General features: G+C 63.6%; 26 protein-coding genes and 1 tRNA gene. 18 read left to right on the forward strand and 9 right to left on the reverse strand.

Features of this window, described 5'->3' with window-relative positions:
- Positions 1-23: 23 nt before the first annotated feature.
- Entirely contained in the window at positions 24-635 is a 612-nt protein-coding gene (locus tag ACG873_RS18660) for a hypothetical protein (protein WP_394886591.1), read from the forward strand.
- Positions 636-733: 98 nt separating this feature from the next.
- Here the strand turns inward: ACG873_RS18660 and ACG873_RS18665 are convergent, their stop codons facing one another.
- The gene (locus ACG873_RS18665; protein WP_394886593.1) at positions 734-1,663 is read right to left on the reverse strand and encodes a metallophosphoesterase family protein; all 930 of its coding nucleotides are present in this window, start codon (positions 1,661-1,663) and stop codon (positions 734-736) included.
- A 53-nt stretch (positions 1,664-1,716) separates the two neighbouring features.
- Between ACG873_RS18665 and ACG873_RS18670 the strand changes: the two genes are divergently transcribed.
- On the forward strand, positions 1,717-2,217 hold the full coding sequence (locus ACG873_RS18670) for an NUDIX domain-containing protein (protein ID WP_394886594.1): 501 nt from the start codon (positions 1,717-1,719) through the stop codon (positions 2,215-2,217).
- Here the strand turns inward: ACG873_RS18670 and ACG873_RS18675 are convergent, their stop codons facing one another.
- A complete protein-coding gene (locus ACG873_RS18675; RefSeq protein WP_394886596.1) occupies positions 2,218-3,201 on the reverse strand; it encodes a glutathione S-transferase family protein in 984 nt (327 codons plus the stop codon).
- A 272-nt stretch (positions 3,202-3,473) separates the two neighbouring features.
- On the opposite strand from ACG873_RS18675, the gene ACG873_RS18680 reads away from it, so the two are divergent.
- The 6 genes from ACG873_RS18680 to ACG873_RS18705 all read left to right on the forward strand — a co-directional run bounded on the left by ACG873_RS18680 (position 3,474) and on the right by ACG873_RS18705 (position 8,182).
- Entirely contained in the window at positions 3,474-3,998 is a 525-nt protein-coding gene (locus tag ACG873_RS18680; RefSeq protein ID WP_394886598.1) for a GNAT family N-acetyltransferase, read from the forward strand.
- A 61-nt stretch (positions 3,999-4,059) separates the two neighbouring features.
- Positions 4,060-4,821, forward strand: a complete 762-nt coding sequence (locus tag ACG873_RS18685) for an SDR family NAD(P)-dependent oxidoreductase (RefSeq protein WP_394886600.1) — start codon at positions 4,060-4,062, stop codon at positions 4,819-4,821.
- Positions 4,822-4,839: 18 nt separating this feature from the next.
- Entirely contained in the window at positions 4,840-6,006 is a 1,167-nt protein-coding gene (locus ACG873_RS18690) for a CaiB/BaiF CoA transferase family protein (protein ID WP_394886602.1), read from the forward strand.
- A gap of 35 nt (positions 6,007-6,041) precedes the next feature.
- Positions 6,042-6,809 (forward strand): HugZ family protein, encoded by a 768-nt coding sequence (locus tag ACG873_RS18695; protein WP_394886604.1) that lies wholly within the window; start codon positions 6,042-6,044, stop codon positions 6,807-6,809.
- A 164-nt stretch (positions 6,810-6,973) separates the two neighbouring features.
- Positions 6,974-7,315 carry an ArsR/SmtB family transcription factor gene (locus ACG873_RS18700; RefSeq protein ID WP_394893600.1) on the forward strand — a complete coding sequence of 114 codons (342 nt, stop codon included), beginning with the start codon at positions 6,974-6,976 and terminating at the stop codon, positions 7,313-7,315.
- A gap of 54 nt (positions 7,316-7,369) precedes the next feature.
- Entirely contained in the window at positions 7,370-8,182 is an 813-nt protein-coding gene (locus tag ACG873_RS18705; RefSeq protein ID WP_394886605.1) for a TrmH family RNA methyltransferase, read from the forward strand.
- Here ACG873_RS18705 and ACG873_RS18710 read toward each other — a convergent pair.
- Positions 8,171-9,250, reverse strand: coding sequence for a hypothetical protein (locus tag ACG873_RS18710; RefSeq protein ID WP_394886607.1), 1,080 nt, complete (start codon positions 9,248-9,250; stop codon positions 8,171-8,173). The genes ACG873_RS18705 and ACG873_RS18710 overlap by 12 nt on opposite strands.
- Before the next feature lie 117 nt (positions 9,251-9,367).
- Complete coding sequence (locus ACG873_RS18715) at positions 9,368-9,952, reverse strand: DUF1134 domain-containing protein (RefSeq protein WP_394886608.1); 585 nt, start codon at positions 9,950-9,952, stop codon at positions 9,368-9,370.
- Positions 9,953-10,294: 342 nt separating this feature from the next.
- Between ACG873_RS18715 and chpT the strand changes: the two genes are divergently transcribed.
- Together chpT and ACG873_RS18725 are read left to right on the forward strand one after the other, a co-directional pair.
- The gene (chpT, locus tag ACG873_RS18720; protein ID WP_394886610.1) at positions 10,295-10,924 is read left to right on the forward strand and encodes a histidine phosphotransferase ChpT; all 630 of its coding nucleotides are present in this window, start codon (positions 10,295-10,297) and stop codon (positions 10,922-10,924) included.
- A 186-nt stretch (positions 10,925-11,110) separates the two neighbouring features.
- Positions 11,111-11,479, forward strand: a complete 369-nt coding sequence (locus tag ACG873_RS18725; protein WP_394886612.1) for a response regulator — start codon at positions 11,111-11,113, stop codon at positions 11,477-11,479.
- A gap of 203 nt (positions 11,480-11,682) precedes the next feature.
- On the opposite strand, the gene ctrA is transcribed toward ACG873_RS18725, so the two are convergent.
- The gene (gene ctrA, locus ACG873_RS18730) at positions 11,683-12,378 is read right to left on the reverse strand and encodes a response regulator transcription factor CtrA (protein WP_394886614.1); all 696 of its coding nucleotides are present in this window, start codon (positions 12,376-12,378) and stop codon (positions 11,683-11,685) included.
- Positions 12,379-12,828: 450 nt separating this feature from the next.
- On the opposite strand from ctrA, the gene ACG873_RS18735 reads away from it, so the two are divergent.
- Positions 12,829-13,206, forward strand: a complete 378-nt coding sequence (locus ACG873_RS18735) for a flagellar export protein FliJ (RefSeq protein ID WP_394886616.1) — start codon at positions 12,829-12,831, stop codon at positions 13,204-13,206.
- Between the two features lie 65 nt (positions 13,207-13,271).
- Positions 13,272-13,718 carry a paraquat-inducible protein A gene (locus tag ACG873_RS18740; RefSeq protein WP_394886618.1) on the forward strand — a complete coding sequence of 149 codons (447 nt, stop codon included), beginning with the start codon at positions 13,272-13,274 and terminating at the stop codon, positions 13,716-13,718.
- 26 nt (positions 13,719-13,744) lie between these two features.
- On the opposite strand, the gene ACG873_RS18745 is transcribed toward ACG873_RS18740, so the two are convergent.
- Positions 13,745-14,020, reverse strand: coding sequence for a DUF1153 domain-containing protein (locus ACG873_RS18745; protein WP_013529904.1), 276 nt, complete (start codon positions 14,018-14,020; stop codon positions 13,745-13,747).
- 269 nt (positions 14,021-14,289) lie between these two features.
- On the opposite strand from ACG873_RS18745, the gene mnmA reads away from it, so the two are divergent.
- Both mnmA and ACG873_RS18755 read left to right on the forward strand, forming a co-directional pair.
- A complete protein-coding gene (gene mnmA / locus ACG873_RS18750; RefSeq protein ID WP_394886624.1) occupies positions 14,290-15,480 on the forward strand; it encodes a tRNA 2-thiouridine(34) synthase MnmA in 1,191 nt (396 codons plus the stop codon).
- 13 nt (positions 15,481-15,493) lie between these two features.
- The gene (locus tag ACG873_RS18755) at positions 15,494-15,874 is read left to right on the forward strand and encodes a YkvA family protein (protein WP_394886626.1); all 381 of its coding nucleotides are present in this window, start codon (positions 15,494-15,496) and stop codon (positions 15,872-15,874) included.
- Here ACG873_RS18755 and ACG873_RS18760 read toward each other — a convergent pair.
- The gene (locus tag ACG873_RS18760; protein ID WP_394886628.1) at positions 15,871-16,824 is read right to left on the reverse strand and encodes a Gfo/Idh/MocA family protein; all 954 of its coding nucleotides are present in this window, start codon (positions 16,822-16,824) and stop codon (positions 15,871-15,873) included. The genes ACG873_RS18755 and ACG873_RS18760 overlap by 4 nt on opposite strands.
- A gap of 217 nt (positions 16,825-17,041) precedes the next feature.
- Between ACG873_RS18760 and ACG873_RS18765 the strand changes: the two genes are divergently transcribed.
- Positions 17,042-17,118 (forward strand) — tRNA-Met (locus ACG873_RS18765).
- Between the two features lie 183 nt (positions 17,119-17,301).
- Here the strand turns inward: ACG873_RS18765 and ACG873_RS18770 are convergent.
- Positions 17,302-18,237: a phytanoyl-CoA dioxygenase family protein gene (locus ACG873_RS18770; RefSeq protein WP_394886630.1), complete on the reverse strand. Its 936-nt coding sequence runs from the start codon at positions 18,235-18,237 to the stop codon at positions 17,302-17,304.
- Between the two features lie 144 nt (positions 18,238-18,381).
- Between ACG873_RS18770 and ACG873_RS18775 the strand changes: the two genes are divergently transcribed.
- Positions 18,382-19,761 carry an FAD-containing oxidoreductase gene (locus ACG873_RS18775; RefSeq protein ID WP_394886632.1) on the forward strand — a complete coding sequence of 460 codons (1,380 nt, stop codon included), beginning with the start codon at positions 18,382-18,384 and terminating at the stop codon, positions 19,759-19,761.
- A 19-nt stretch (positions 19,762-19,780) separates the two neighbouring features.
- Here the strand turns inward: ACG873_RS18775 and ACG873_RS18780 are convergent, their stop codons facing one another.
- Complete coding sequence (locus ACG873_RS18780; RefSeq protein WP_394886634.1) at positions 19,781-20,470, reverse strand: D-lyxose/D-mannose family sugar isomerase; 690 nt, start codon at positions 20,468-20,470, stop codon at positions 19,781-19,783.
- Between the two features lie 387 nt (positions 20,471-20,857).
- Here ACG873_RS18780 and ACG873_RS18785 point away from each other — a divergent pair, with 387 nt between their 5' ends.
- Both ACG873_RS18785 and ACG873_RS18790 read left to right on the forward strand, forming a co-directional pair.
- On the forward strand, positions 20,858-21,571 hold the full coding sequence (locus tag ACG873_RS18785; RefSeq protein WP_394886636.1) for a helix-turn-helix transcriptional regulator: 714 nt from the start codon (positions 20,858-20,860) through the stop codon (positions 21,569-21,571).
- On the forward strand, positions 21,568-22,338 hold the full coding sequence (locus ACG873_RS18790; protein ID WP_394886638.1) for a helix-turn-helix transcriptional regulator: 771 nt from the start codon (positions 21,568-21,570) through the stop codon (positions 22,336-22,338). Before ACG873_RS18785 ends, ACG873_RS18790 begins: the two co-directional genes overlap by 4 nt.
- The last annotated feature ends 36 nt before the right edge of the window (positions 22,339-22,374 follow it).

Raw genomic sequence — 22,374 nt, forward strand, 5'->3', positions numbered from 1 at the left:
CCCGTCGAGGTTGGAGCCCGGCCATGAGTGAAGCAGGCGAGAATGTGACGCCCATCGAGCAGGGGCGAAAACTGGCCGACGCGATACGCGACGTGAAGAATGCCGCCGCCGACCGCGACGACGTGGTCGTGGAGATGCGCGAGGCGAGCCGGATGCGACTCGATCTGCTCGCCGCCGAACTTGCGCCGGTCTTTGCCGAAGTGCCCGCCGATGTCGACATTTTCGACTTCGCCGTCTCATCCGGCCTGCAGCCGCGCCTGTGGATCGACGCCGTCAGCCACGTAACGATGGGCCGCGACCGCCGCACCTACCGCTTCCTGAGGGATACGCGGATCGGCCGCATCGTGCTTGCCGAATCGACGGATATGAAGCCCGTCGCCGACCAGGTGACGCTTTACGTCGCCGAGCGCATCGTCGAGCGTCAGCGCCTGATGGACGGAAGCGCCGAACCCGCCATCCCTGGCGCATTGAAGTCCTCCGTCGCGGAGGCGTCCGAACCGCTGCGCGCGAAGCGCAACGGCTGGGCGGCTTTCCTGTCAGGACTCGGGCTGGTCGTCGCCGGCGCGCTGGTCGGGCTCGCCGCCTCGGTGGCGCTGCTGTGGGACCGGCTCGCCGCGATGGGGATCGGGTTCTAGAGCAAGCCGCCCGATTTCGGAATCGGGCATCTCGCTCTAGCTTTTTGTTTTCGCATCGTTTTTGCCGAAAACCGGCATCCACTTTTCGGCACGATGCTCTAGCCCGCCCTTTCCGGAACCAGCGACCCTGGAGTGAGGTTGACCGAAACGATGTCGGAAGGCGGCATCGCCGGCCCGGTAAGGCCGCGCCGCGTCAGGCGGATTGCCCAGGCGCCGGCTTCTCCGTCGATGTCGAGGAGATTGTACTGCGCGGCCGGCTTGGAATCGCCGGGCGCCTGGCCCCCTGCGGCCGCGCCGACCACCGGCACCTGCCCGTCACGGCCGCCGATCCAATAGAGGGTCGGCATATGCGAATGGCCGTGCAGCACCAGTTCGGCGCCGTGCTTGTGGATCGCGGTCTGGAAAAGGCCTATGCCGAACAGTCGCTTATGCTGGGGTACCGCCCCGCGCACCGGCGGATGATGCAGCATCACAACCCTGAACAGGCCGCGTTTCGCCGCATGGTCGAGCATGCCGCCGAGCCGGTGCGACTGGTCCTCGCGAAAGAAGCCGCTCGCCATGAACGGGGCGGTGGCGCGCGCGGTCGAGACCCCGATGAGCGCGACCTGCCCGCGGACCCGCATATAGGGGAAGCCGTTCCGGTCTGCCGGCGGGCTGGCGCCGTCGCCCGTCATCCATGGTCCCCAGGCGCGGCAGGTCTTGTCGAAGGCGCCGGGCACGTAGGCGTCGTGATTTCCCGGCACCACCGAGATATCGTCGGGCCTGCCGAGCGCCTCGAGCCAGATCCGCGCCAGTTCGATCTCCGCGTCCAGCGCCAAATTGACCAGATCGCCGGTAACGGCCAGATGGTCGGGCTGCGAGGCCTGCATGTCGGCCACGATCGTGCCCAGCACGCCCTCCGTCAGCACGCGGCGGCGGTTGCGGTGCCAGTTGACATAGCCAACCATCCGCTTGGAGACGAGTTCGCGATAGGATACATCGGGAAGCGGCCCCAGATGGACGTCGGAGAGATGTGCGAGCCTGAACATTCAGCCCTTTTAGGATACCGACGCCAGCCTTTCCAGCGGTGGATGCCGGCCTGATGCCGAACGCATTTGGAAACGATCCGTTCCGGCAGACGGGATGGCCGGGCGTGCGCCGGCGGCTCTTCCATTTTTACTTCCTGATGCGCCGCCCGATGACGCTGGGCGTCCGCGGGCTCGTGCACGATGCGGAGACAAATTCCGTATTCCTTGTCCGCCACACCTATGTGCCAGGCTGGCAGCTTCCGGGCGGCGGCGTGGAACTCGGCGAAACTATGCCGGAGGCGCTGGAACGCGAATTCGTCGAGGAAGGCAACATCGTCTTCACCGCCCCACCCGTGCTGCAATCACTGCATTTCAACCGGCAGGCGAGCCGGCGCGACCACGTGGCGCTTTACCTGATCCGCGAGTTCAGCCAGTCCAGGCCCAAGCTGCCCGACCGCGAAATCGCCGAGGCCGGTTTCTTTCCGCTCGACAGGTTGCCGGAAGCCACCACGCCGGCCACGCTGCGGCGGATCGCCGAGATTTTCGACGGCGAGCCGCCATCGCCATTCTGGTGATCAGCCGGCGAACCGCCCGCGGTCATGCGGCGCGGAATAGTCAAGCTCCGGCCCGACCGGGATGATCCGCGTCGGATTGATGGTGTCGTGGCTGCCGTAATAATGCGACTTGATGTGCAGCATGTTGACGGTCGCGGCGACGCCCGGAACCTGGAACAGGTCACGGAGATAATTGGACAGGTTCGGGTAGTCGGCAATGCGGCGCAGATTGCACTTGAAATGCCCGACATAGACCGGATCGAAGCGCAAGAGCGTGGTGAACAGCCGCCAGTCGGCCTCGGTCAGGCGCGCGCCGGCCAGGTAGCGCTGCCGCGAGAGACGGTCCTCCAGCATGTCCAACGCCGAGAACAGCTCTGCGAAGGCTTCCTCGTAGGCCTTTTGCGTGGTCGCGAAGCCGGCGCGATAGACGCCGTTGTTGATCGCCGGATAAATCATCGCATTGATCGCGTCGATCTCGGCCCGCAGGGGTTCCGGGTAGAAGTCCAGCGACGGGTCGCCCCATTCCTCGAACGCGGAATTGAGCATGCGGATGATCTCGGACGACTCGTTGTTGACGATCGTTTCGCCCTTCTTGTCCCAGAGAACCGGCACCGTGACGCGCCCCGAATAGGCAGGATCCGCCCTGGTGTAGATCTGGTGCAGGAAGTCGAGACCGTAGAGCGTATCGCCCGTCGCCCCATCCTCCTGGCGGAAGGTCCAGCCATCCTTGCCCATGTAGTGGTGGACGACCGAGAGGGAGATGACGCTTTCGAGCTTCTTCAACGCTCGGAAGACGAGCGTGCGGTGCGCCCACGGGCAGGCATACGACACATAGAGATGATAGCGGCCGGGCTCGGCCTTGAAGCCGCGGCTACGGCCGGCGGCCGGCGCGCCGTCGGCGGTGATCCAGTCCCGCCATTGCGACTCATCCCGAACGAACTTGCCGCCGCTTCTCCCGGTGTCATACCAGCGGTTGCTCCACTTGCCATCGACCAGCAATCCCATCCGGCTTCTCCTTGAGAGGGTTCCCGCCCGATGTAGGGCACAAAGCCGGGAGGCGAAATCTTCTGCACCGTGAACGGATCGTCACCTTTGCGGCGATGCCCCGATGGACGCGGCTCGAAAATGATGCTAGCCGGTCGTTCCGATGGCAAAATGCTTCGCACAGATCCGGTTCGACCGACGACGAATGGGCGCCCGCGCTTGAGAAAGCGCTGACTGGCGACGGGCTGCCGCGCGCAGCCGACCCCTTCCCTCCTCGACCGGAAGCGAACGACATGAGTTTTGCCGACACGACCTACCTGCCGGAGCAGCCGGCGCACGATCCCGAAATCGAAATCATCAATGCCGAGGCCTTCGGGCCGGGCCGTTTCACGCGCGCCGCCTACAAGATTCGCGAGGGCGGACCGCATGAGCGGGGCCTGTCTTTCGTCGCGGTCAACGGCGGCGCGGTGGTCGCTTCGGTGCGTATGACGCGGATTGCGGCCGGAGCCGGCCGCGCGCTGCTGCTCGGGCCGCTGGCGGTGCGCCCGCCATTCAAGAATGTCGGCATCGGCCGCCGGCTTGTCGCCATGGCGCTGGAAGCGGCGAAGAATGGCGGTGCCGGCGCGGTGATCCTGGTGGGCGACGAACCTTATTACGGCCCGCTCGGCTTCAAGAAAATCCCTCGCGGCCAGATCTCCATGCCGCGCCCCGTCGATCTCGACCGTCTGCTCGCTGTGGAGTTCTTGCCCGGCGCGGTGGCCGCGCTGGCCGGCGAAGTCTCACATGCGGATCAGGTTAGGGACTTGGCGAAGGCCTGATTCGGTTGCGCCGGCTCAATCGCCTCCATAGCATGCAGACTTCAAACGAGGGGAACCGGCCATGAAACCGCAGGGACAAACGGCAATCGTCACGGGCGGCGGCTCCGGACTGGGCGAGGCGACCGCCCGCGCGCTGGCGGCTGCCGGCGCCAGGGTCGCGCTGCTCGACATCGGCGTCGAACGCGCGGCGGTAGTTGCCCGTGAAATCGGCGGCGTCGCCGTCAGATGCGATGTCAGCAGCGCCGAGGGCGCGGAGGCCGCGGTCGCTGAAGCGGCGCAAGCCATTGGCGAACCGCGCATCCTGGTCAATTGCGCCGGCGTCGCCATCGGCGCAAAGACGCTCGGCAAGGACGGCCCGCATCCGCTCGACAGCTATCGGCGGGTGATCGAGGTCAATCTGATCGGCACGTTCAACATGATCCGGCTGGTCGCCGACTGCATGGCGAAGCAGGAGCCGCTGGACGGTGGCGAGCGCGGCGTGATCGTCAACACGGCGTCGGTGGCGGCCTTCGACGGGCAGATCGGCCAGGCCGCCTATTCCTCGTCCAAGGGCGGCGTGGTCGCCATGACGCTGCCTGTGGCGCGCGATCTCGCGCGTTCCGGCATCCGCGTGATGACGATCGCACCCGGCATCTTCAAGACGCCGATGCTGATGGGCATGCCGCAGGAGGTGCAGGATTCGCTTGGCGCGTCCGTGCCCTTCCCGCCGCGCCTCGGCGAGCCGTCCGAATATGCCGCGCTGGCGCTGCACATCGTGGAAAACCAGATGCTGAACGGCGAAGTGATCCGCCTCGACGGCGCCATCCGCATGGCGCCGAAGTAAAGATCGGGCTGTCGAATCATGGATACCGGCAGCGACGGAAAAAAAGGCCCGCTTGCCGGGCTGACGATCATCGAAATGGCGGGGCTGGGCCCGGCGCCGCTGGCGGCGCTGATGCTTTCGGAAATGGGGGCCGAGGTCATCCGCATCGAGCGCATGGCGAGCGGCAAGGCATTTCTTGCGCTGCCTCCCGAGCACGATCTCGACCGCCACGGCCGCACGATCCTCAAGCTCGACCTGAAGCGGCCGGAGGGGATAGGGCTCGTCCTGCGGCTCCTCGAAAAAGCGGACGTGCTGATCGAGGGGTTCCGGCCGGGCGTCATGGAGCGGCTGGGCCTCGGTCCGGAAGAGGCGCAGCGCCGCAATCCGAAGTTGATCTACGCCAGGATGACTGGGTTCGGGCAGCAAGGTCCGCTCGCCGGGCGAGCCGGTCACGACCTGACCTATCTAGCCTATTCCGGCGTGCTGCACGCTATCGGCCCTCGCGAAGGCAAGCCGGTGCCGCCGCTCAACCTTGTCGCCGACTATGGCGGCGGCGCCATGTTCCTGATTGCCGGCATATTGGCGGCGCTGTTTGAAGCCTCACGGTCGGGGAAGGGCCAGGTGGTCGACGCCGCCATGGTGGACGGCGCGTCCATGCTGGCCGCGCCCTTCTTCGCCTTCTTGGCAGCCGGCTTCTGGACGGACCGGCGCGGCTCCAACCTGCTCGATTCTGGCGCGCCGTTCTACGACACCTATGAGACGTCTGACGGAAGGCACCTCGCCGTAGCGTGCCTGGAGCCGCAGTTCTTCGCGGAATTCGCGGCGCTGCTTCCGCTGGAGCCGCATTTGGCCGCCGCCCAGTACGACAGATCGGCTTGGGGCGAGATGCGCGAGGCGATAGCCCGGCGCATCGGCGAAAAGACCCGCGACGAATGGGCCGCCCTGTTCGAAGGCGCCGACGCATGCGTGGCTCCGGTCCTTTCACTCTCGGAAGCGCCCCTTCATCCGCACAACCGGGCGCGCCGCGCGCATATACACGCCGGATCGCTGGAGCGGCCTGCCCCGGCGCCGCGGTTTTCGCGTACCCCGTCGGTCGTGGCTATGCCGCCAAAGGACGTGGCCACCGTCACGGACGTGCTCATCCGGCTCGGAATATCGGCCGGCGAAGCGGAGGCTCTTGCCAAGGCGGGCATCGTCGGGCGATAACTGGACAATCGACATCAACATTGATGAAGGCCGGGATGTTGGAAAAGGCCAAGGACGTCATCAGGCCGACGGACGCCGATGCAATCCGGCTGGCAAAGACGCTGATCCGCTCGGCCCGCTATGGCGCCCTTGCAGTGCTTGACCCTGAAACCGGCGCGCCGCTGGCGAGCCGCGTCGGCGTTGCGACCGATCTCGACGGCGCCCCGCTGATTCTCGTTTCCCTGCTGGCGGCTCACACCCGCGCCATCATAGCGGACCCGCGCTGTTCGCTGCTGCTCGGAGAGCCCGGCAAGGGCGATGCGCTCGCGCATCCGCGCGTCACGCTGGCTTGCCGCGCGACGCGTCTCGAACGCGGCACGCCGGAGCAGGCCCGCGCCGAGCGGCGCTACCTCAACCGCAATCCCAAGGCCGCGCTTTACGCCGGACTGGGCGATTTCTGGTTCTTCCGGCTGGATGCCGAGGCCGCAAGCCTGAACGGCGGCTTCGGCAAGGCCTATAATCTGACGCCGGCCGAACTCGTAACGCCGGCTCCGGAAGGGCTTGCGGAAGGAGAACAGCCGGCGCTCGATCACATGAATTCCGATCATCTCGACGCGATCGCCGTCTACGCCAGGCACCACGCCGGGGCGTCCGGCGACGGATGGCGGGTCACCGGTTTCGACGCCGAAGGCATGGACATCGCCTCCGGCGACGAGGTCCGACGCATCTTCTTCCCGACGCTGCTTTCGACTGCCGGCGAACTCAGAAAGACCCTGGTCGAGATGGCCAGGGATGCAAGAGCGGCTTTGGGAATTAATTCATGACATGGGGCGCAGCAAGGATTGTTCCACCTTGAGATTTGGCTGAAATCGTTTACGCTGAACTCATTGATAGCCGGATGATTCAGCGTGCATGCGCAGATCCGGCTGGAGCTTTCCGACGTTATTGCCCCCATGGCGTCTGAATGAGCAACTATGTGTGGGGCATGATGGTTTCGAAACAGCTTATCGACAATGCCGAACCGGCAGCAGCCTTGCTGACGTTGCTCGGCAATGAAAAGCGCCTCATCATCGTGAGCCACCTTCTGGAAGGCGAGATGTCGGTCGGCGCAATCGCCGAAAAAGTCTCGCTCAGCCAGTCGGCTCTTTCGCAGCACCTTGCGAAGTTGCGCAACGTCCATCTCGTCGAGACGCGCCGCGACCGCCAGATGATCTACTACTCCTGCCGGTCCGAGGCGGTGCGCCAGCTTCTGGGCACGCTGGACGGCATCTTCCGCTACGGCGGGAATGGAAAGCATCCGAAGCGACTTGAGACGATGGCGGAGACTTGACGCCGCGCGGCCAGCGCCGTTTATCCGGCGGATGATTTCGCAGCTGCAACCGGCATGAACCCGGTCCTTGTCGCCGACCCCGCCGATCCGCGCGTCGCGCCCTATCTCGACATAAAGGAGCGCGATCTGGCAGGCCGGCAGGGGCGCTTCGTCGCCGAGGGCAAGGTCGTGCTCAACGTGCTGTTTTCGGCCCGGCGCTTTGAAGCCGAATCCGTGCTGGTGCTTGAAAGTCGCCTTCCCGGGCTTGCCGACACGCTGGCGCTGGCTCCGCAGGATATGCCAGTCTATGTCGCGCCGGGTCCGGTCATGGACGCCATAGCCGGCTTCCACATCCATCGCGGCGTGCTGGCCATCGGCCGCAAGCGCGCACCGCAATCGCCGGAAGAGCTGCTCGCAACACTGCCCGGCCGAGCGCTCGTCGTCGTGCTGGTGGGCATCTCGAACCACGACAATGTCGGCGCGATCTTCCGCAACGCGGCCGCATTCGGTGCAGATGCGGTGATCCTCGATGCAGGCTCCTGCGATCCGCTCTACCGCAAGGCGATCCGCGTCTCGGTCGGAGCCGTCCTGAAAATCCCGTTTACGATCGCCGACGACGCCACAGGGCTCGTCGACCAGATGTCCCGGCACGGCTTCGGACCCTACGGGCTCTCGCCGCGGGGAAAATCCGACCTGCGCGATATCAAACGGCCGGAGCGCGCGGCGCTCTGGTTCGGCGCAGAGGGCGAAGGCCTTCCCGAACGACTGCTCGCCCGGCTGAACACGGTGCGCATCGGCATGGCCGGCGGCTTCGACAGCCTGAACGTCGCCGCGGCATCGGCAATCGCCCTGCACCATTTCGCAGAACTGGAGAAGTCAGCCGGCTGAGGCGGCCTTCTGCAATTCTCGGACCCTGTCGGCAAGGCTCTTCTTCTTCGTGCCGCCCTGGCCGCTTTCGGCAGCCGGCGAGGACAAGGCTTTGGCGATGGGCGAGCCCGGCCCTTCGAGCATGCTGGTCAGGTGGACCATCTGTGCGGCCAAAGCGCCAATCTGCTCGCGCAACGCTTCGTCGTCGCCTGACCGGCCCTGTGATCGCCGGAGCGCGGCGAGATTTGCCTTAAGCTTGCGGTTTTCGCGCGCCAATGTCGTCAGCCGGTTTTCTAGCCGCTCACGATCCGCCCCCCACGCCGGCACTTCCCCGCCATTTTCCGCAACGGGTACAGGCACACTCTGCACGGCAAACTGCGCTTCCAGGCCCGATTTCTCCGCCTGCAATTCCACCAGACGCGCGTTGAGGTCGTTTTCCGCGGCCGTCGCGCGCCCCAACTCTTCGCGGAGCTGCGCCGCCTCCCCTTCAGCATCCTGGAGACGCTTCTTGGCCTCCTTCGCCTGGGTTCTCAGCAGGGCGGCTTCGTTTCCGAGTTGCTCCAGTTCCGATTCCCGCGCCACCAGTTCGATCTGGCGGCTGCTCGACGAAAAACTCGCATCGTCGTACATCCGTTCGAGCTTCTCGATCTCGAGCGACTTCTGCTTCAGCGCCTCGTCGGCTTCGGCGAGCCTTTCGGAGAGCCGCTGCTGCTCGCTCTCGCGCCGGTGCAGTTCCGCCCGCAAGCCCTCGCCACCGGCCTCGAAAGCGGCGATCAGGCGGTTCTTCTCCGCGACTTCGGCGCCAAGCGCCTTGATCTCCTCCAGCCTGCGGCCGATCTCGATGACCTGCGCCGCATTCTTCTCCCGAAGCGTTTTCGCGCTGATTTCGAGCCGCCGCGCCGACATGGCGAACTCCGCCCGCATCCGGTCCTTGTCGGCCTGTATTTCGTCCAGCGTCAGCGGCACGGAGGCTTCGACCTGCTTGCGCATCAGGGCGGCCGCGCGCCGCGAGGCTGCCGGCGCGATCAGCAGGGCAAGGAAGCCGGCGGTGAGAAAGCCGAGTGCAAAGAACAGGATGGATTGGATCACGTCAGGTCACGAGCTCGGTTGGAGCGGCTTTGCCGGCGCAAGAAGCCGCCTCCGCATGCCCGCAACCAATATGCCGGAATGCCGGCCCTCGGCAACCGGCGCTTCCTGATCCCGATCTCAGAAAGGATTCCAGGTCGGCTTCTCGGTCAGCTTGAGATAGCCGACATTGACGCCCAGCCGCGCGCCGATGCCGGTGCGGACAGGAACGAGCAGCATGTTGCCGTTCTTGAGCACGTTGAAGCCGACGCCCGCCACAACATAGGCCGAACCGGCGACACCGATGAAGCGATTGTAGAGGTTCGGAACATCGTCGAGATTGTAGACGAGCATCATGTTGCGCGAGCCCTGCCCGCCGAAGTCCCAACCGAGCGACGGTCCCTGCCAGAACACCTTATGGTCGCCGGCGTTCTTCGTGTAGAGCGTGCCTTCGCCATAGGTGAGCCCGCCGACGAGCGCGCCTGAGCCCTCCTCGCCCAGAACATAGCCGTTGGGCAGGCCGTAGGAGGCGAAAATCTTCTCGACGATCGTCGCAAGCCCGCCGGAGGTCGCGCCAAAGAAGCGGTGGCCGGAATCGACGATTTCCTGAGCTGAATATTCCTGCGCCCGCAACTGGCCTGTCGAGATTGCCATGATGCCCGCAAGCGCGAGAACCACTGCGGCAAGCCGGAGGATGATGCTCCGGTCAAAAAGTCGGGAAAACATGCTTCCAAATCTCCGTCCGGGAGCCTATTCGCCGACGCCTCGGCACGCTGCGACTCTTTTGCCGGTCGCTGGCGGGCCATTTACCGAAACTATGCCGTAAATCTTGTTCAAGCATTAAGCTCATATGAAGATGGCGCTTCGGTGGCCGAACCCGGCCCTTCCCGGCGCTATCTTTTCCGATTATCCAGCAAGCGATTTTCGACAACCGTACATTTTTTTCTGGTTTCTTGATGCGCGCGGCGGCGCTGTGTACGAGAAAGCAGGGGGGACAGGCCTGATTCGCCACTCGGTGCGGCGGCATTCGCGTATGCCTGTATTTTCGTTTGCCGCGGGGACACCTTTATGACCGAGCTTTTTACCCTTTCAGCCGCCGATCTGGCCGCACTTTTGTGCAGCCGCGTTTGCCACGATATCATTTCGCCGGTCGGCGCGATCAATAACGGGCTGGAACTGCTCGATGAAGGCGGCGCGGATGCGGACGCCATGCAACTGATTCGCACCAGCGCGCGCAATGCCTCGGCGCGGCTGCAGTTTGCGCGCATCGCTTTCGGCGCGGCCGGCTCGGCCGGCATGGTCATCGACACCGGCGACGCCGAAGCGGTCGCGACCGCGTTTCTGCGCAACGAGAAGCCCGAACTCACCTGGACGGGCAGGCGCGCGCTGCTGCCCAAGAACAAGGTCAAGCTGCTCCTGAACCTGGTCCTGGTGGCGCTCGCCGCCATTCCGCGCGGCGGCAAAATCGGCGTGACGCTCGAGGATGTCGAGACCGAGCCGAAGTTCAAGATTTCGGCGTCCGGACCGATGCTGCGCGTGCCGCCGAAATTTCTCGAGCTGCACTCCGGCCAGAAGCCGGAAGAAGCCATCGATGCGCATGCGGTGCAGCCTTATTACACACTGCTTCTGGCGCGCGAATCCGGCATGGAGATCTCGATCCACGCAACGGCCGAGGAAATCGTCTTCTCGGCGGCCTGACCGCCGCGGACTTCCTTCAGACTAATTTTACCTAACCTCTTGTCCGGTTCTTTACCGGGTTCGGATATGGTCCGGCGATCAGAACACCGTCGCTTCCGGCGCGTCCGCGAAGCGTAAGTTGTTGGCCGCATGATCTTTTCCGGACAGTCCGTGACTTTCGGAAATCATGCTCGAGAGGACCGTGTCATGAAACGCTGCATGTTCGTCGACGATTCCAGCGTGATCCGCAAAGTCGCCAAACGGATATTGGGCGGCCCGGAAATGGTGGTGATCGAAGCCGCGACCGGTCTCGACGCCATCGAAATGTGTGCGGCCGACATGCCTGACATCATCGTGGTGGACGGCGCCCTGCCCGACATGTCGAGCACGGAAGTGATCAGCCGCATCCGCGCGATCGAAAGCCCCGTGAAGCCGCAGATCGCGATCTGCCTCGTCGAGGTCGATGTCGGCGCCATCATGCGCGCCAAGCGCGCCGGCGCCCACGGCTATGTCCTGAAACCGTTCACTCGGCCACAGCTTCTGGAGCGCTTTCGCAGCCTCCAGGCAGCCGCCTGAGAAGGCGAATAGTAAGTAGCGAGTAGTAAGTAGCGAATAACGAATAGCGAATAGCGAATAGCGAATAGCGAATAGCGAATAGCGAATAGCGAATAGCGAATAGCGAATAGCGAATAGCGAATAGCGAATAGCGAATAGCGTCACATACCAAAAAGGCCGCTGCAAGCGGCCTTCTATTCGCTAATCCCTACTCGCTATTTGCTCTATGCGCTTTCGCGGAGGTCTTCCGGCTCGCGCAGTACGTAGCCGCGGCCCCAGACCGTTTCGATATAGTTCTGGCCGCCCGACGCGGCGTCGAGCTTCTTGCGAAGCTTGCAGATGAAAACGTCGATGATCTTCAGTTCCGGCTCGTCCATCCCGCCGTAGAGATGGTTGAGGAACATCTCTTTGGTGAGCGTCGTGCCCTTGCGCAGCGAGAGCAGCTCCAGCATCTGGTATTCCTTGCCGGTCAGGTGCACGCGCTGGCCGCCGACTTCCACGGTCTTTGCGTCTAGATTGACGATCAGGTCGCCTGTGGTGATGACCGACTGGGCGTGGCCCTTGGAACGGCGCACGATCGCATGGATGCGGGCGACGAGCTCGTCCTTGTGGAACGGCTTTGTCATGTAGTCGTCTGCCCCGAAGCCGAGGCCGCGAACCTTGTCCTCGATGCCGGCCATGCCGGAAAGGATCAGGATCGGCGTCTTCACCTTGGAAAGGCGAAGCGTTCTCAAGACTTCGTAGCCGGACATATCCGGCAGGTTCAGGTCTAGGAGAATGATGTCATAGTCATAGAGCTTGCCGAGATCGACGCCTTCTTCACCCAGATCGGTGGTATAGACGTTGAAGCTTTCCGATTTCAGCATCAGCTCGATGCTTTGTGCGGTTGCACTGTCATCTTCTATCAGCAGAACGCGCATTTCATTCCCCTTTTCTGCCGCCGGACCGCGTAGCATCCAATCCGGTACCGGAGCAGCGATTGCCTTCAACCAAGGCTGCCACCGAATGGTTAACAAAACCTAATTCCGCCTGAAAAGCGATACCAGATTTTTTAACCCTCGGATACACTCTCTTGAATCTTATGACTAATCCCAAAATTCAGTCCTTAATGCGTTGCGTGAGCAAACGGGTTCAAGTGACTCATGTGATTCACCCGCCGTTGATCCCGCTAGGCACCCCGGATTTTTACCGGGCCTTAAGTCCTGACGCGTATGATTAACAATGCGCGTAAACGAATGGTTACCGACGCCGAAGAATCTTAGGAATTCGTTTCCTATAGCGGCGCTCGGCGGACCGTACGGTTTGCCGCACGGGTTTTTTCGCGGGTAGGGCTGTTCGTTCAGGGTCTGCGTCTCCGGGAGTATGAAGTCATGAAGTCACGTGAAAACCTCGTTCGACTGAAGCAGTTTCAGGTGAATGAGAAGCGCCGGCAGCTGCTGCAACTCGATATGATGATCGCCGAATTCGACCGCATGGCGGGCGAGCTGGAATTCCAGATCAACGCCGAGGAAAAGAAGGCCGGCATCACAGACATCAACCATTTCGCATATCCGACCTTCGCCAAAGCCGCCCGCCTGCGCAGGGACAATCTGTTGAATTCGCAATCCGACCTCGCCCAGCAGCGAAGCGTTGCCGAATCATTACTCGCCGAAGCTGAAGCGGAGCTTTCCAAGGCGGAGATGCTGGAATCACGCGACGGCAAGATGCGCGAAACCGACAATGACAGCCGCAGCGCGATGATCGGCTGAAAATAGCCCGGCGAGCCGCGACCGCGGCGCTTTCGCAAGCTGCGCGCACCCGCTATAGCGCGGCGATGCAGTTCGTCCTTCCGACACTCCTTTTGGCCGCGACCGTCTCGTTCGCGCTCGGCATCGCCCTGCCCCTGATCCGCGTGGAGCGGCTGTTCGTGTTTGCGGACGAGCCGTCGCTGCTCGGGATCGTCTCCGGGTTGTGGACCGAAGGCGACGCTGCCCTCGCCATCGTTATCGCGCTGTTTTCGTTGATTTTCCCGGCGATGAAGCTATGCGTGCTTCACCTTGCAGCCTACGGCGGAGCCTCCGGCCGCGTGCGGATACCTGGCTGGTTTCGCGCGCTGGCCAACTGGTCGATGCTCGACGTGGTGCTGGTATCGCTGGTGATATTCGCTGCCAAGACCAGCGGTCTCGCGACAGCGTTCACCAAGCCCGGCCTATGGTTCTTTGCCGCCTCGGCCGTCCTTACGGCCGTTGCGTCGGGCCTGGCGAAGCGCCAAGGCCGATAGTCCTGAGCGGGATGTGTTGCCCGGCGTCAGTGCCGGTATTGCTGGATGCGCGTGGTGCGCAGGCCGGCCAGGCCGTATTCGTCGATCGAGGCCTGCCAGGACAGGAATTCCTCAGTCGTCAGCTTGTAGCGCTGGCAGGCTTCGTCGAGGCTGAGCAGCCCGCCGCGGACGGCGGCGACGACTTCGGCCTTGCGACGGATGACCCAGCGCCGGGTATTCGTCGGAGGAAGATCGGCAATGGTAAGCGGGCTGCCGTCTGGCCCAATCACATATTTGACACGCGGTCTAACCAGATCGGTCATAGTACTCTCTACAAAAACTCAAAGACCCAATCACCTTGAGGATAACCCAACAGCTTTAAAATTTGCCTAAACGCCCGGTAAGCGTTGGGTAACTATGGTGAATCCTTCGTTACCGCCCGGCCGCGACGGTCCTTTGCCGGCATCGCCGGAAATGCCGTTTGTTTGCAAAGGCTTGGGCAATCGGCCCAAAAGTGGCGCTTCGCACTTCCTTGACCTATATTGGCTTCGTTGGCATGAAGCGCCCAAATTTGGAACATGGAACCCTCTGTATGAACAGCCTGGACCTGCCGGGACGGCCTGAAGACACCCGCGTCGTGGTGGCGATGTCGGGCGGCGTCGATTCCTCGGTCGTCGCGGGAATCCTGAAGAACGAAGGTTACGATGTCGTTGGCGTGACGCTGCAGCTTTACGACCATGGCGCGGCCACTCATCGCGCCGGCTCGTGCTGCGCCGGCCAGGACATCGACGACGCGCGTCGCGTCTCCGAGACGCTGGGCATTCCGCATTACGTGCTGAATTACGAGGAGCGCTTCCGCAAGTCAGTGATCGAGCCGTTCGCTGAAAGCTATGTCTCGGGCGAAACGCCGATCCCCTGCGTGTCGTGCAACCAGACGGTGAAGTTCGCCGACCTGCTTGAGACGGCGCGCGAACTCGGCGCCGATGCGCTTGCGACCGGCCACTATATCCGCAGCCGCGCCAATGGGGCGCACCGCTCTCTCTACCGCCCCGTCGATGTCGATCGCGACCAGAGCTATTTCCTGTTCGCGACCACGCAGGAGCAGATCGACTATCTGCGCTTCCCGCTCGGCGGATTGCCGAAGCCGGAGGTCCGCGCCATCGCCGAAGAGCTCGGCCTGAGCGTCGCGGCCAAGCAGGACAGCCAGGACATCTGCTTCGTGCCGCAGGGCAAGTATTCCGACATCATCGCCAAGCTCAAGCCGACGGCAGCGACGCCGGGCGACATCGTCCACATAGACGGCCGCGTGCTCGGCCGCCATGAAGGCATACTGCGCTATACGGTCGGCCAGCGCCGCGGCCTCGGCGTCGCTTCCGGCGAACCGCTCTATGTGGTGCACCTCGACGCCGAGCGGGCGCGGGTAATTGTCGGTCCGCGCGAGGCGCTCGAAACCCACAAGATCTATCTGCGCAACGTGAACTGGCTCGGCGACGGGCCGATCGGCGCAATTCCCGCCGAGGGACTGGAGCTCTTCGCGAAAGTACGTTCGACGCGGCCGCCGCGCCCGGCAATGCTGCACCATCGCGGCGGCGCGAGCTGGGTGGAACTCGCCGATGGCGAGTCCGGCATCGCGCCCGGCCAGGCCTGCGTGCTCTATACAGACGACGGCAACGATGCGCGCGTTCTGGGCGGCGGCTTCATCGAACGCTCCGAGCGCGCCGCGGAAGCCGAGGCGATGTTGACCCGACTTGCTGCAAAGCCGGCGCACATCGCCGCGGAATAGAGGCGGGCGGCCGATGCTTGCCGCCCTCAAAAGCTGGGCGAAAGGCGTCAGGCGCGATGCGGTCGCTATCTTTCTCGCCGCCCGTGATCCCCGCACCCCTTGGTATGCGAAGGCCTTAGCTGCCCTGGTCGCGGCCTATGCGCTGAGCCCCATCGATCTCATTCCCGATTTCATCCCGGTTCTCGGCTATCTCGACGATCTGCTGATCGTTCCGGCCGGCATCTGGATCGCGGTCAGGCTTGTGCCAGCCGGGCTGATGGAAGAATTCCGTGCGACGGCGGCCAGGCTGGAAACGCAGCCGCGCAGCCGGGCGGGCGCGCTGCTCGTGGTCGCTGCCTGGATTGTCGCGGCCGGCCTGCTGACCTGGTGGTTTTGGCCGCGCAGCGCCAACTAATCGTGGATGACGGCGCCCGCGGTCAATATGCGCAGCACCGCGATCGCTTCCTCGCCGCTGGTGCGCGGCGCTGCCCGCGTCTCGATGCAGTGCAGGAAGTGCTCGAGTTCGCGCGTCAACGGCATGCCTTGCTTGACATGCACATAGGCCGGCTCGTTGGCGGTGAACGCCCACTGGCCGCTGTCCTGCCAGACGGCATGGCGATAGACCGCGAGCTTGCGCTCCCACGGTTCGACATCGTCGAACACCGCCATGGCCTTGGTGCCGACGACGGTCAGCCGGCGCTCGCGATAGGGGTTGAGCCGCGAGGTGAACAGATGGCTTCTCAAGCCATTCGGAAAGCGCATGTGCAGATGCGCGAAATCGGAGAGATGGTCGAGCAGCGCTGCGCCCTCGCCGCGCACCTCGATCGGCGCCGTCCCGGTTATCGCCAGGATCATCGACAGGTCATGCGGCGCTAGATCCCACAACGCGTCGTTCTCGGTGTGAAACTTGCCGAGGCCGAGGCGATGCGAATGGATATACTTCACGTCGCCGAGTTCGCCATTGTCGATCAACTCCTTCATCTTCTCGAAAGCCGGATGGAAGCGCAGCACATGCCCGGTCATGAAGATGCGGCCATGCTTTTCGGCGGCCCGCACGGAGCGCTCGGCGTCCGCCACGGTCAGCGCGATCGGCTTTTCGACCAGCACGTCCTTGCCGTTCTCGACCACGCGGATGGCGGTATCGGCGTGGTATTGCGGCGGCAGCGCTATGATGATCGCGTCGATGTCCTTGCGCGCAAAAAGCGCGTCCGGTTCGATCGCAAGGCAATCCTGCTCGCTGGCGAATCCTTCGGCGCGGGCGCGGTTGGCGTCCGAAACGGCATGGAGGGCGCCAAGCGCCTTGAGGGTGCGGATATGGTTCGAGCCCCAATATCCGCATCCAAGGACTGCAATACGCGGTGTCATCAATTTCATTATGCTCAAGAAATGCGTCGCGCGGAGACATAACGGCGTGACGGCACGAACTCAAGCCCGGCCTCCGACACGATTGATTGCAGGCAAAGGTCCATTTGCGAGGATGGATTGTCGCGCCCGACGCCGCGCTCCGTGCTTGACATGCCTGCCCCAGCGCCACTATATCCCGGCCGACCTTGGCGAACCCACCCTTCGGGCCTTCGCCTGTGGCGGGATAGCTCAGTTGGTTAGAGCACGGGAATCATAATCCTGGGGTCGGTGGTTCGAGTCCACTTCCCGCTACCATCATCTCGATTTCGGTCCTCGTGCGTTCCGGTTCCCTTGCTGGCGCAGCACCACTACCGATCAGCGTGCGGGTAGGACTTTAGGCCGTCAATTGGCCGGCTGGATGCGTCCGCACGGACCATGGCGGATCGAGTTCGGCACTTCCCCGACTGGCTGGGTGCCCCGGCCTGCTTTCGCGCCGATCTAGAGCATATCGTCGAGGGTCCAGTGATTGCTCCAGCGCGCATCTATTTCATCGTCTATGTTCTGGTAACGGATGTCCGTAGACAAGCGAATTCGCCCTTCGGCGCCTCGATTCGTGGTAGACGCATGGATCATGTACGGACTGTGCAGGACCACATCGCCTGCCTCATAGTCGGCCACCAGCCAGCGCGTATTGAAACGGTCGGCCATCTCCGGAAGGTCCTTGGAGACCCAGCCACCCTCGGTCATGTTGCGATTGAACGCGCTTATGCGCTCCTGCGGCGTCAGTTCCGCGTTCTGACGGTTGAACTCGGCTTCCATGGCCGTCCCAATGGCATGAGAGCTCTCGAGATAGCATAGCCCTCCCATGTCGACAGGAATGTCGCCGATCGGTATCCAGGCCGTGACAATCCGGCTCGTGCCGCCGCGGAGGTAGACGAGATCATAATGTGCGGGAGTGACCGCGTCGGTATTCGGCAATGTGAAGCGCATGATTTTGCGTTTGTGCAGATAGGACAGGCCCGACAGAAACTCGTCCATGAAGCCCGAAAGCGCCGGCTGTGCGCAAAATCCTTCGTAAGCGGCCGAACGAACTATGGACATCAAGCGCCTGTCCGCATGCCTGCGATCTGCGCCCTCCGAGGCAGCAATCCCCGCTCGCGGATCGCTGTCGGACTGGAGCAACCCGGCCTCGGCAAGATGCGAGAACACCCATCCGCGGAACTCGACAACGTCCGCACGCTTCAAAAGCCCTTTCAGCAGGACGTATCCCTGGGCTTCAAAGATCGCACGGATTCCTCTCGCACCGATGGCCGGATTGGTCGGCGCAAGATAGCCGAGCCGATTGGGCGCATTTGAGAGAAGCTTTCCGTTTGCTGCGAGATTGATGCCTGGCGCTCTATCCTTGCGGTGAGACGCGGAAGCAACGCTGGACATTTTCGGTCACCCGAGCACGTGAACTCCTCCTCAACCATAACGAGTTCCGGTCGTTTGACCATAGCCTGGACATTCGCTCATGATCGCGCTTCTCGAGGACGCCGTGGCCATCGTCGGCGCATTTCTGATAGTATCGGCAGTCGCATGACCCAAAAATTCGACGCCATCATTATCGGCGCTGGACAGGCGGGGCCTTCGCTGGCCGGCCGCCTCACCGCGTCCGGGATGACGGTCGCGATCGTCGAGCGCAAGTTCCTCGGCGGCACCTGCGTCAACACCGGCTGCATGCCGACCAAGGCAATGGTGGCCAGCGCCTATGCCGCCCATATCGCCCGCCGCGCCGCCGACTACGGCGTGACCCTCGTAGGCCCGGTGGGCGTCGACATGAAGGCGGTGAAGGCACGCAAGGACAAGGTCACGCTCGACGCGCGCGGCAATCTCGAAACCTGGCTGGGCGGCATGGAAAGATGCACGCTCCTGCGCGGCCATGCGCGGTTTGAATCGCCGCGCGAAGTACGCGTCGGCGAAGAGTTGCTCGAGGCCGACCGCATCTTCATCAATGTCGGCGGCAGGGCCTCCGTGCCGGAAATGCCGGGCGTCGACCGGATAAAATACCTCACCAACAGCTCGATGATGGATGTCGACTTCCTGCCCCGGCACCTGGTGGTGATCGGCGGCAGCTATGTCGGCCTCGAATTCGCGCAGATGTTCCGCCGTTTCGGCAGCGAGGTCACGGTGGTCGAGAAAGGCCCGCGCCTGATCGCGCGCGAGGACGAGGATATTTCCGTCGCGGTGAAGGATATCCTGGAGAAGGAAGGCATCGGCATCCGTCTTGATTCCGAATGCATCAGCTTCGAGCCGCGCGGCGAGGAGGTCTGCATCGGAGTGGATTGCAGCTCCGGCGACCGCGAGGTGCTCGGCTCGCACGTGCTGCTGGCGGTTGGCCGAAAACCCAACACCGACGATCTCGGGCTGGACAAGGCAGGCGTCAAGACCGATAGCCGCGGCTACATAACGGTGGACGACGAGTTGCGCACCAGCACTCCCGGCATCTGGGCGCTGGGCGACTGCAACGGCAAAGGCGCATTCACCCACACCTCCTACAACGAATTCGAGATCGTGGCGGCCAATCTGCTCGACGGCGACAGCCGCCGCGTCAGCGACCGCCTGCCCGCCTACGCGCTCTATATCGATCCGCCGCTCGGCCGCGCCGGGATGAGCGAGGCCGAGGCGAGGAAGTCGGGGCGGAAACTCCTCGTTGGCACGCGCCCGATGACGCGGGTCGGCCGCGCCGTCGAGAAGGGCGAGACGCAGGGCTTCATGAAGATCGTCGCCGATGCCGACAGCAAGGAAATCCTCGGCGCCGCGATCCTGGGAACCGGCGGCGACGAGGCCATCCATTGCATATTGGACACCATGTACGCCAAGGCGCCCTACACGACGCTGCAGCGCGCGATGCACATCCACCCCACCGTTTCGGAGCTCATCCCGACCGTGCTCGGCGAGATGAAGCCGGCAGAGTGATGCGGTTGCCTGACCGCCGTCAGCCCTTGCCGTCGATCCAGCGGTCGTAGTCCGAAACCAACAGGCGCAGCGGCGGCTCGTCTTCTTCGATGTTGGAGAAGCGGCCGATCGGATCGGCGAAGATGTTGTCGGTCAGGTCGTCATTGACGGTCGAGACCTCGCCGATCAGCACGTCGCCGCCCTCGCCCCAGAACGCATGCCACACGCCCGGCAGCAGCGTGACGCTCTCGCCCGGATCGAGCTTCAGCAGGCCGCCGGCCGGCAGCTTGCGGATGACGCCGTCGGTCGGCACCACCACCTCGGCCTCGCGGTCGATACCGCCGTCGGCCGCCGGCATGAACAGTTCCAGCACCAGCTTTCCGCCGCCGCGGTTGATGATGTCCTCGGCCTTCACCACGTGCCGGTGCATCGGCGACAACTGGTCCTTGCGCGAGATCATGATCTTTTCGGCGTAGAGCATGCCCGTGCCGCGCGCCAGATCCTCGGCGCGCCCGTTGCGAACGGTGAAAAGGAACAGGCCGAGTTCGTCGAACTTGCCCTGGCCGTAGTCGGTGATGTCCCAGCCGAGGCGGGCGTCGATGATGCCTTCCGGCCTGCGCGACTTCAGTTCCTCCAGCGACCAATAGGCGAAGGGCGGCATGATGTAGCCGAAGGAGCGGATGAAGGCGTCGCCCTCGCGGATGATCTCGTTGATGCGGGAACGTTTCATCGGTTTCTCTCCCTGGTGGCTGTTTCGGCAATGCCTCTTAACGCCGCCAATGGCAAGACCCGTCGCGATGCCCGCCGGACCGCGCTCCGGGACCGCTGCAACCCTATGGTTAAATTTTTAGTAATTTCCGGTTTTATGTCTGATTCGTCTGCGTTAGATTAGACCCGAATCAGCCGGTCCGTGGGGGGCTTGGCAAACCACCAACAAGTCTGACGATCCGGGTTTTTCCGGTGCAGGCGCGGCCGGTTTCGCGTGTTCCCCAGGGATTCGACCGATGGCGCGGTTTCTCCGCGCCTGTGAAGTGTTTTCGTATCAGTTGATGCGTTTCGGGTTCGGCCGCCGGGCATGCCGGCGACCGGCTTTTATATCGATTCGGCAATGGGAATAATGACCAGCCTCGCAGCGCAGATTCCGGACCCGAAGCCGCTCGCCGTCAGGCTGGCTTCGCGGGGCGATCTGACCAGTTTCCTGATGGAGCTGACCAGCGAGATAAACGCCGACAGCTACATGCTCGTCGCCATCGTCCACGACCGCGATCGCAACGATGCGCGCATCGTCGCCTCCAACTGGATCTTCGACGCGATCGAGCTTGCCGGCCACCGTCTGATCGCCAGCCTCGCCCAGAGCCCGCTCGCCGTTTCGCCGGGCATCAGGCCGCGCGGCATCGTCACCGCCGAGGCGCCCGCCCTGCCCAACGTGTTGAGCGCGGAGGAAGCAAAGCTGCTCGACGTGCTCGGCCATGGCGAGATTTTCGCGCTGAAGCTGAATGTCGGCCGCCAGCGCCTGTTCCTGATGTTCTCGGCTGCCGCCGCCGGCCGGATCGAGCCCTCCGACCTGATGCGCGCGCAGATGAAGTGCTGCTACGCGCTTTCGCAGGTGCCGGAGCTGCTGGCTGCGGCAGCGCTCCAGGACCCACTCTCGGATCGCGAGCGCGAATGCCTGTTCTGGGTTTCGGAAGGCAAGACGACCGACGAGGTGGCGGTGATCCTCGGTGTCTCGTCCAACACGGTCAACAGCTACATCACCCACGCCATCCAGAAGTTTTCCGCGCCCAACCGCGCCGCGGCGGTGGCGACCGCGATCAGGAGCGGCATCATATGAAACCGGAAGAGGTCAAGAGCATCGCGCAGTCGCTGTTCGGCGAGCACCGCAATCCGTTCGGCGCCTTCTCGCTGGGTTCCGAAACGCACCACGCCGTCACCATTCCCGACGCCGTGCGGCGCTGCCGCTGGATCGCCATCGACCTCAACGCAGCCGCGTTCGGACTTTTCTTCGTCAGCCCTTCCATCGAGCGGGCGCGCCTGATGCCGTGCTTCGATTCCGATTATCCGCAGGTGTCGGTCCCGACCAAATTCGTGTCCGGCAGCAATGGCGAGGACATTGTCCGCCATGCGCGCATGTCGACGCTCCCCTGCTGGTGGAGCAGCGACGAGTTCGCAGCCTCCGCCGCCGCATTCGCGGCGCTGGATTGCGCGGTCAAAACCGCCGAACTCGTACCGGGCACATCCGGCATCGCCTTTCCGGTCTATGCCGAGCGCGGGCAATGCGGTCTCGCCGTCTTCTACGGTCCGGAAATCGCCCTGCCGGCCGACCAGTTGCACGAGATCCACGCGCGCTGCTTTTCGCTGTTCAGCGCCGTCGCGCGCATCAGGCCGGGCGAATTCGGCAAGGCGCCCTCGATCTCGAAGCGCGAACTGGAATGCCTGAAGCTGACCGCCAACGGCTACACCAGCGAGGATATAGCCCGGCTGCTCAAACTGTCGGTGCACACCGCCAACCAGTATCTCACCAACACCGCGCAGAAGCTGAACGCCGTCAACCGGATGCAGGCCGTGGCCAAGGCGCTGAGGATGGGTCTGATCGAGTAAGGGCTTGTCTCCCGCTTGCAGAGAGGGTTCAACGTC

The organism is Allomesorhizobium aridi (genome assembly GCF_043769475.1).
GTDB lineage: Bacteria > Pseudomonadota > Alphaproteobacteria > Rhizobiales > Rhizobiaceae > Allomesorhizobium.

Coding starts and splice junctions, on each gene's coding strand:
- ACG873_RS18660 (WP_394886591.1), top strand. CDS start 24: ATGAGTGAAGCAGGCGAGAATGTGACGCCCATCGAGCAGGGGCGAAAA.
- ACG873_RS18665 (WP_394886593.1), bottom strand. CDS start 1,663: ATGTTCAGGCTCGCACATCTCTCCGACGTCCATCTGGGGCCGCTTCCC.
- ACG873_RS18670 (WP_394886594.1), top strand. CDS start 1,717: ATGCCGAACGCATTTGGAAACGATCCGTTCCGGCAGACGGGATGGCCG.
- ACG873_RS18675 (WP_394886596.1), bottom strand. CDS start 3,201: ATGGGATTGCTGGTCGATGGCAAGTGGAGCAACCGCTGGTATGACACC.
- ACG873_RS18680 (WP_394886598.1), top strand. CDS start 3,474: ATGAGTTTTGCCGACACGACCTACCTGCCGGAGCAGCCGGCGCACGAT.
- ACG873_RS18685 (WP_394886600.1), top strand. CDS start 4,060: ATGAAACCGCAGGGACAAACGGCAATCGTCACGGGCGGCGGCTCCGGA.
- ACG873_RS18690 (WP_394886602.1), top strand. CDS start 4,840: ATGGATACCGGCAGCGACGGAAAAAAAGGCCCGCTTGCCGGGCTGACG.
- ACG873_RS18695 (WP_394886604.1), top strand. CDS start 6,042: ATGTTGGAAAAGGCCAAGGACGTCATCAGGCCGACGGACGCCGATGCA.
- ACG873_RS18700 (WP_394893600.1), top strand. CDS start 6,974: ATGGTTTCGAAACAGCTTATCGACAATGCCGAACCGGCAGCAGCCTTG.
- ACG873_RS18705 (WP_394886605.1), top strand. CDS start 7,370: ATGAACCCGGTCCTTGTCGCCGACCCCGCCGATCCGCGCGTCGCGCCC.
- ACG873_RS18715 (WP_394886608.1), bottom strand. CDS start 9,952: ATGTTTTCCCGACTTTTTGACCGGAGCATCATCCTCCGGCTTGCCGCA.
- chpT (WP_394886610.1), top strand. CDS start 10,295: ATGACCGAGCTTTTTACCCTTTCAGCCGCCGATCTGGCCGCACTTTTG.
- ACG873_RS18725 (WP_394886612.1), top strand. CDS start 11,111: ATGAAACGCTGCATGTTCGTCGACGATTCCAGCGTGATCCGCAAAGTC.
- ctrA (WP_394886614.1), bottom strand. CDS start 12,378: ATGCGCGTTCTGCTGATAGAAGATGACAGTGCAACCGCACAAAGCATC.
- ACG873_RS18735 (WP_394886616.1), top strand. CDS start 12,829: ATGAAGTCACGTGAAAACCTCGTTCGACTGAAGCAGTTTCAGGTGAAT.
- ACG873_RS18740 (WP_394886618.1), top strand. CDS start 13,272: ATGCAGTTCGTCCTTCCGACACTCCTTTTGGCCGCGACCGTCTCGTTC.
- ACG873_RS18745 (WP_013529904.1), bottom strand. CDS start 14,020: ATGACCGATCTGGTTAGACCGCGTGTCAAATATGTGATTGGGCCAGAC.
- mnmA (WP_394886624.1), top strand. CDS start 14,290: ATGAACAGCCTGGACCTGCCGGGACGGCCTGAAGACACCCGCGTCGTG.
- ACG873_RS18755 (WP_394886626.1), top strand. CDS start 15,494: ATGCTTGCCGCCCTCAAAAGCTGGGCGAAAGGCGTCAGGCGCGATGCG.
- ACG873_RS18760 (WP_394886628.1), bottom strand. CDS start 16,824: ATGACACCGCGTATTGCAGTCCTTGGATGCGGATATTGGGGCTCGAAC.
- ACG873_RS18770 (WP_394886630.1), bottom strand. CDS start 18,237: ATGTCCAGCGTTGCTTCCGCGTCTCACCGCAAGGATAGAGCGCCAGGC.
- ACG873_RS18775 (WP_394886632.1), top strand. CDS start 18,382: ATGACCCAAAAATTCGACGCCATCATTATCGGCGCTGGACAGGCGGGG.
- ACG873_RS18780 (WP_394886634.1), bottom strand. CDS start 20,470: ATGAAACGTTCCCGCATCAACGAGATCATCCGCGAGGGCGACGCCTTC.
- ACG873_RS18785 (WP_394886636.1), top strand. CDS start 20,858: ATGACCAGCCTCGCAGCGCAGATTCCGGACCCGAAGCCGCTCGCCGTC.
- ACG873_RS18790 (WP_394886638.1), top strand. CDS start 21,568: ATGAAACCGGAAGAGGTCAAGAGCATCGCGCAGTCGCTGTTCGGCGAG.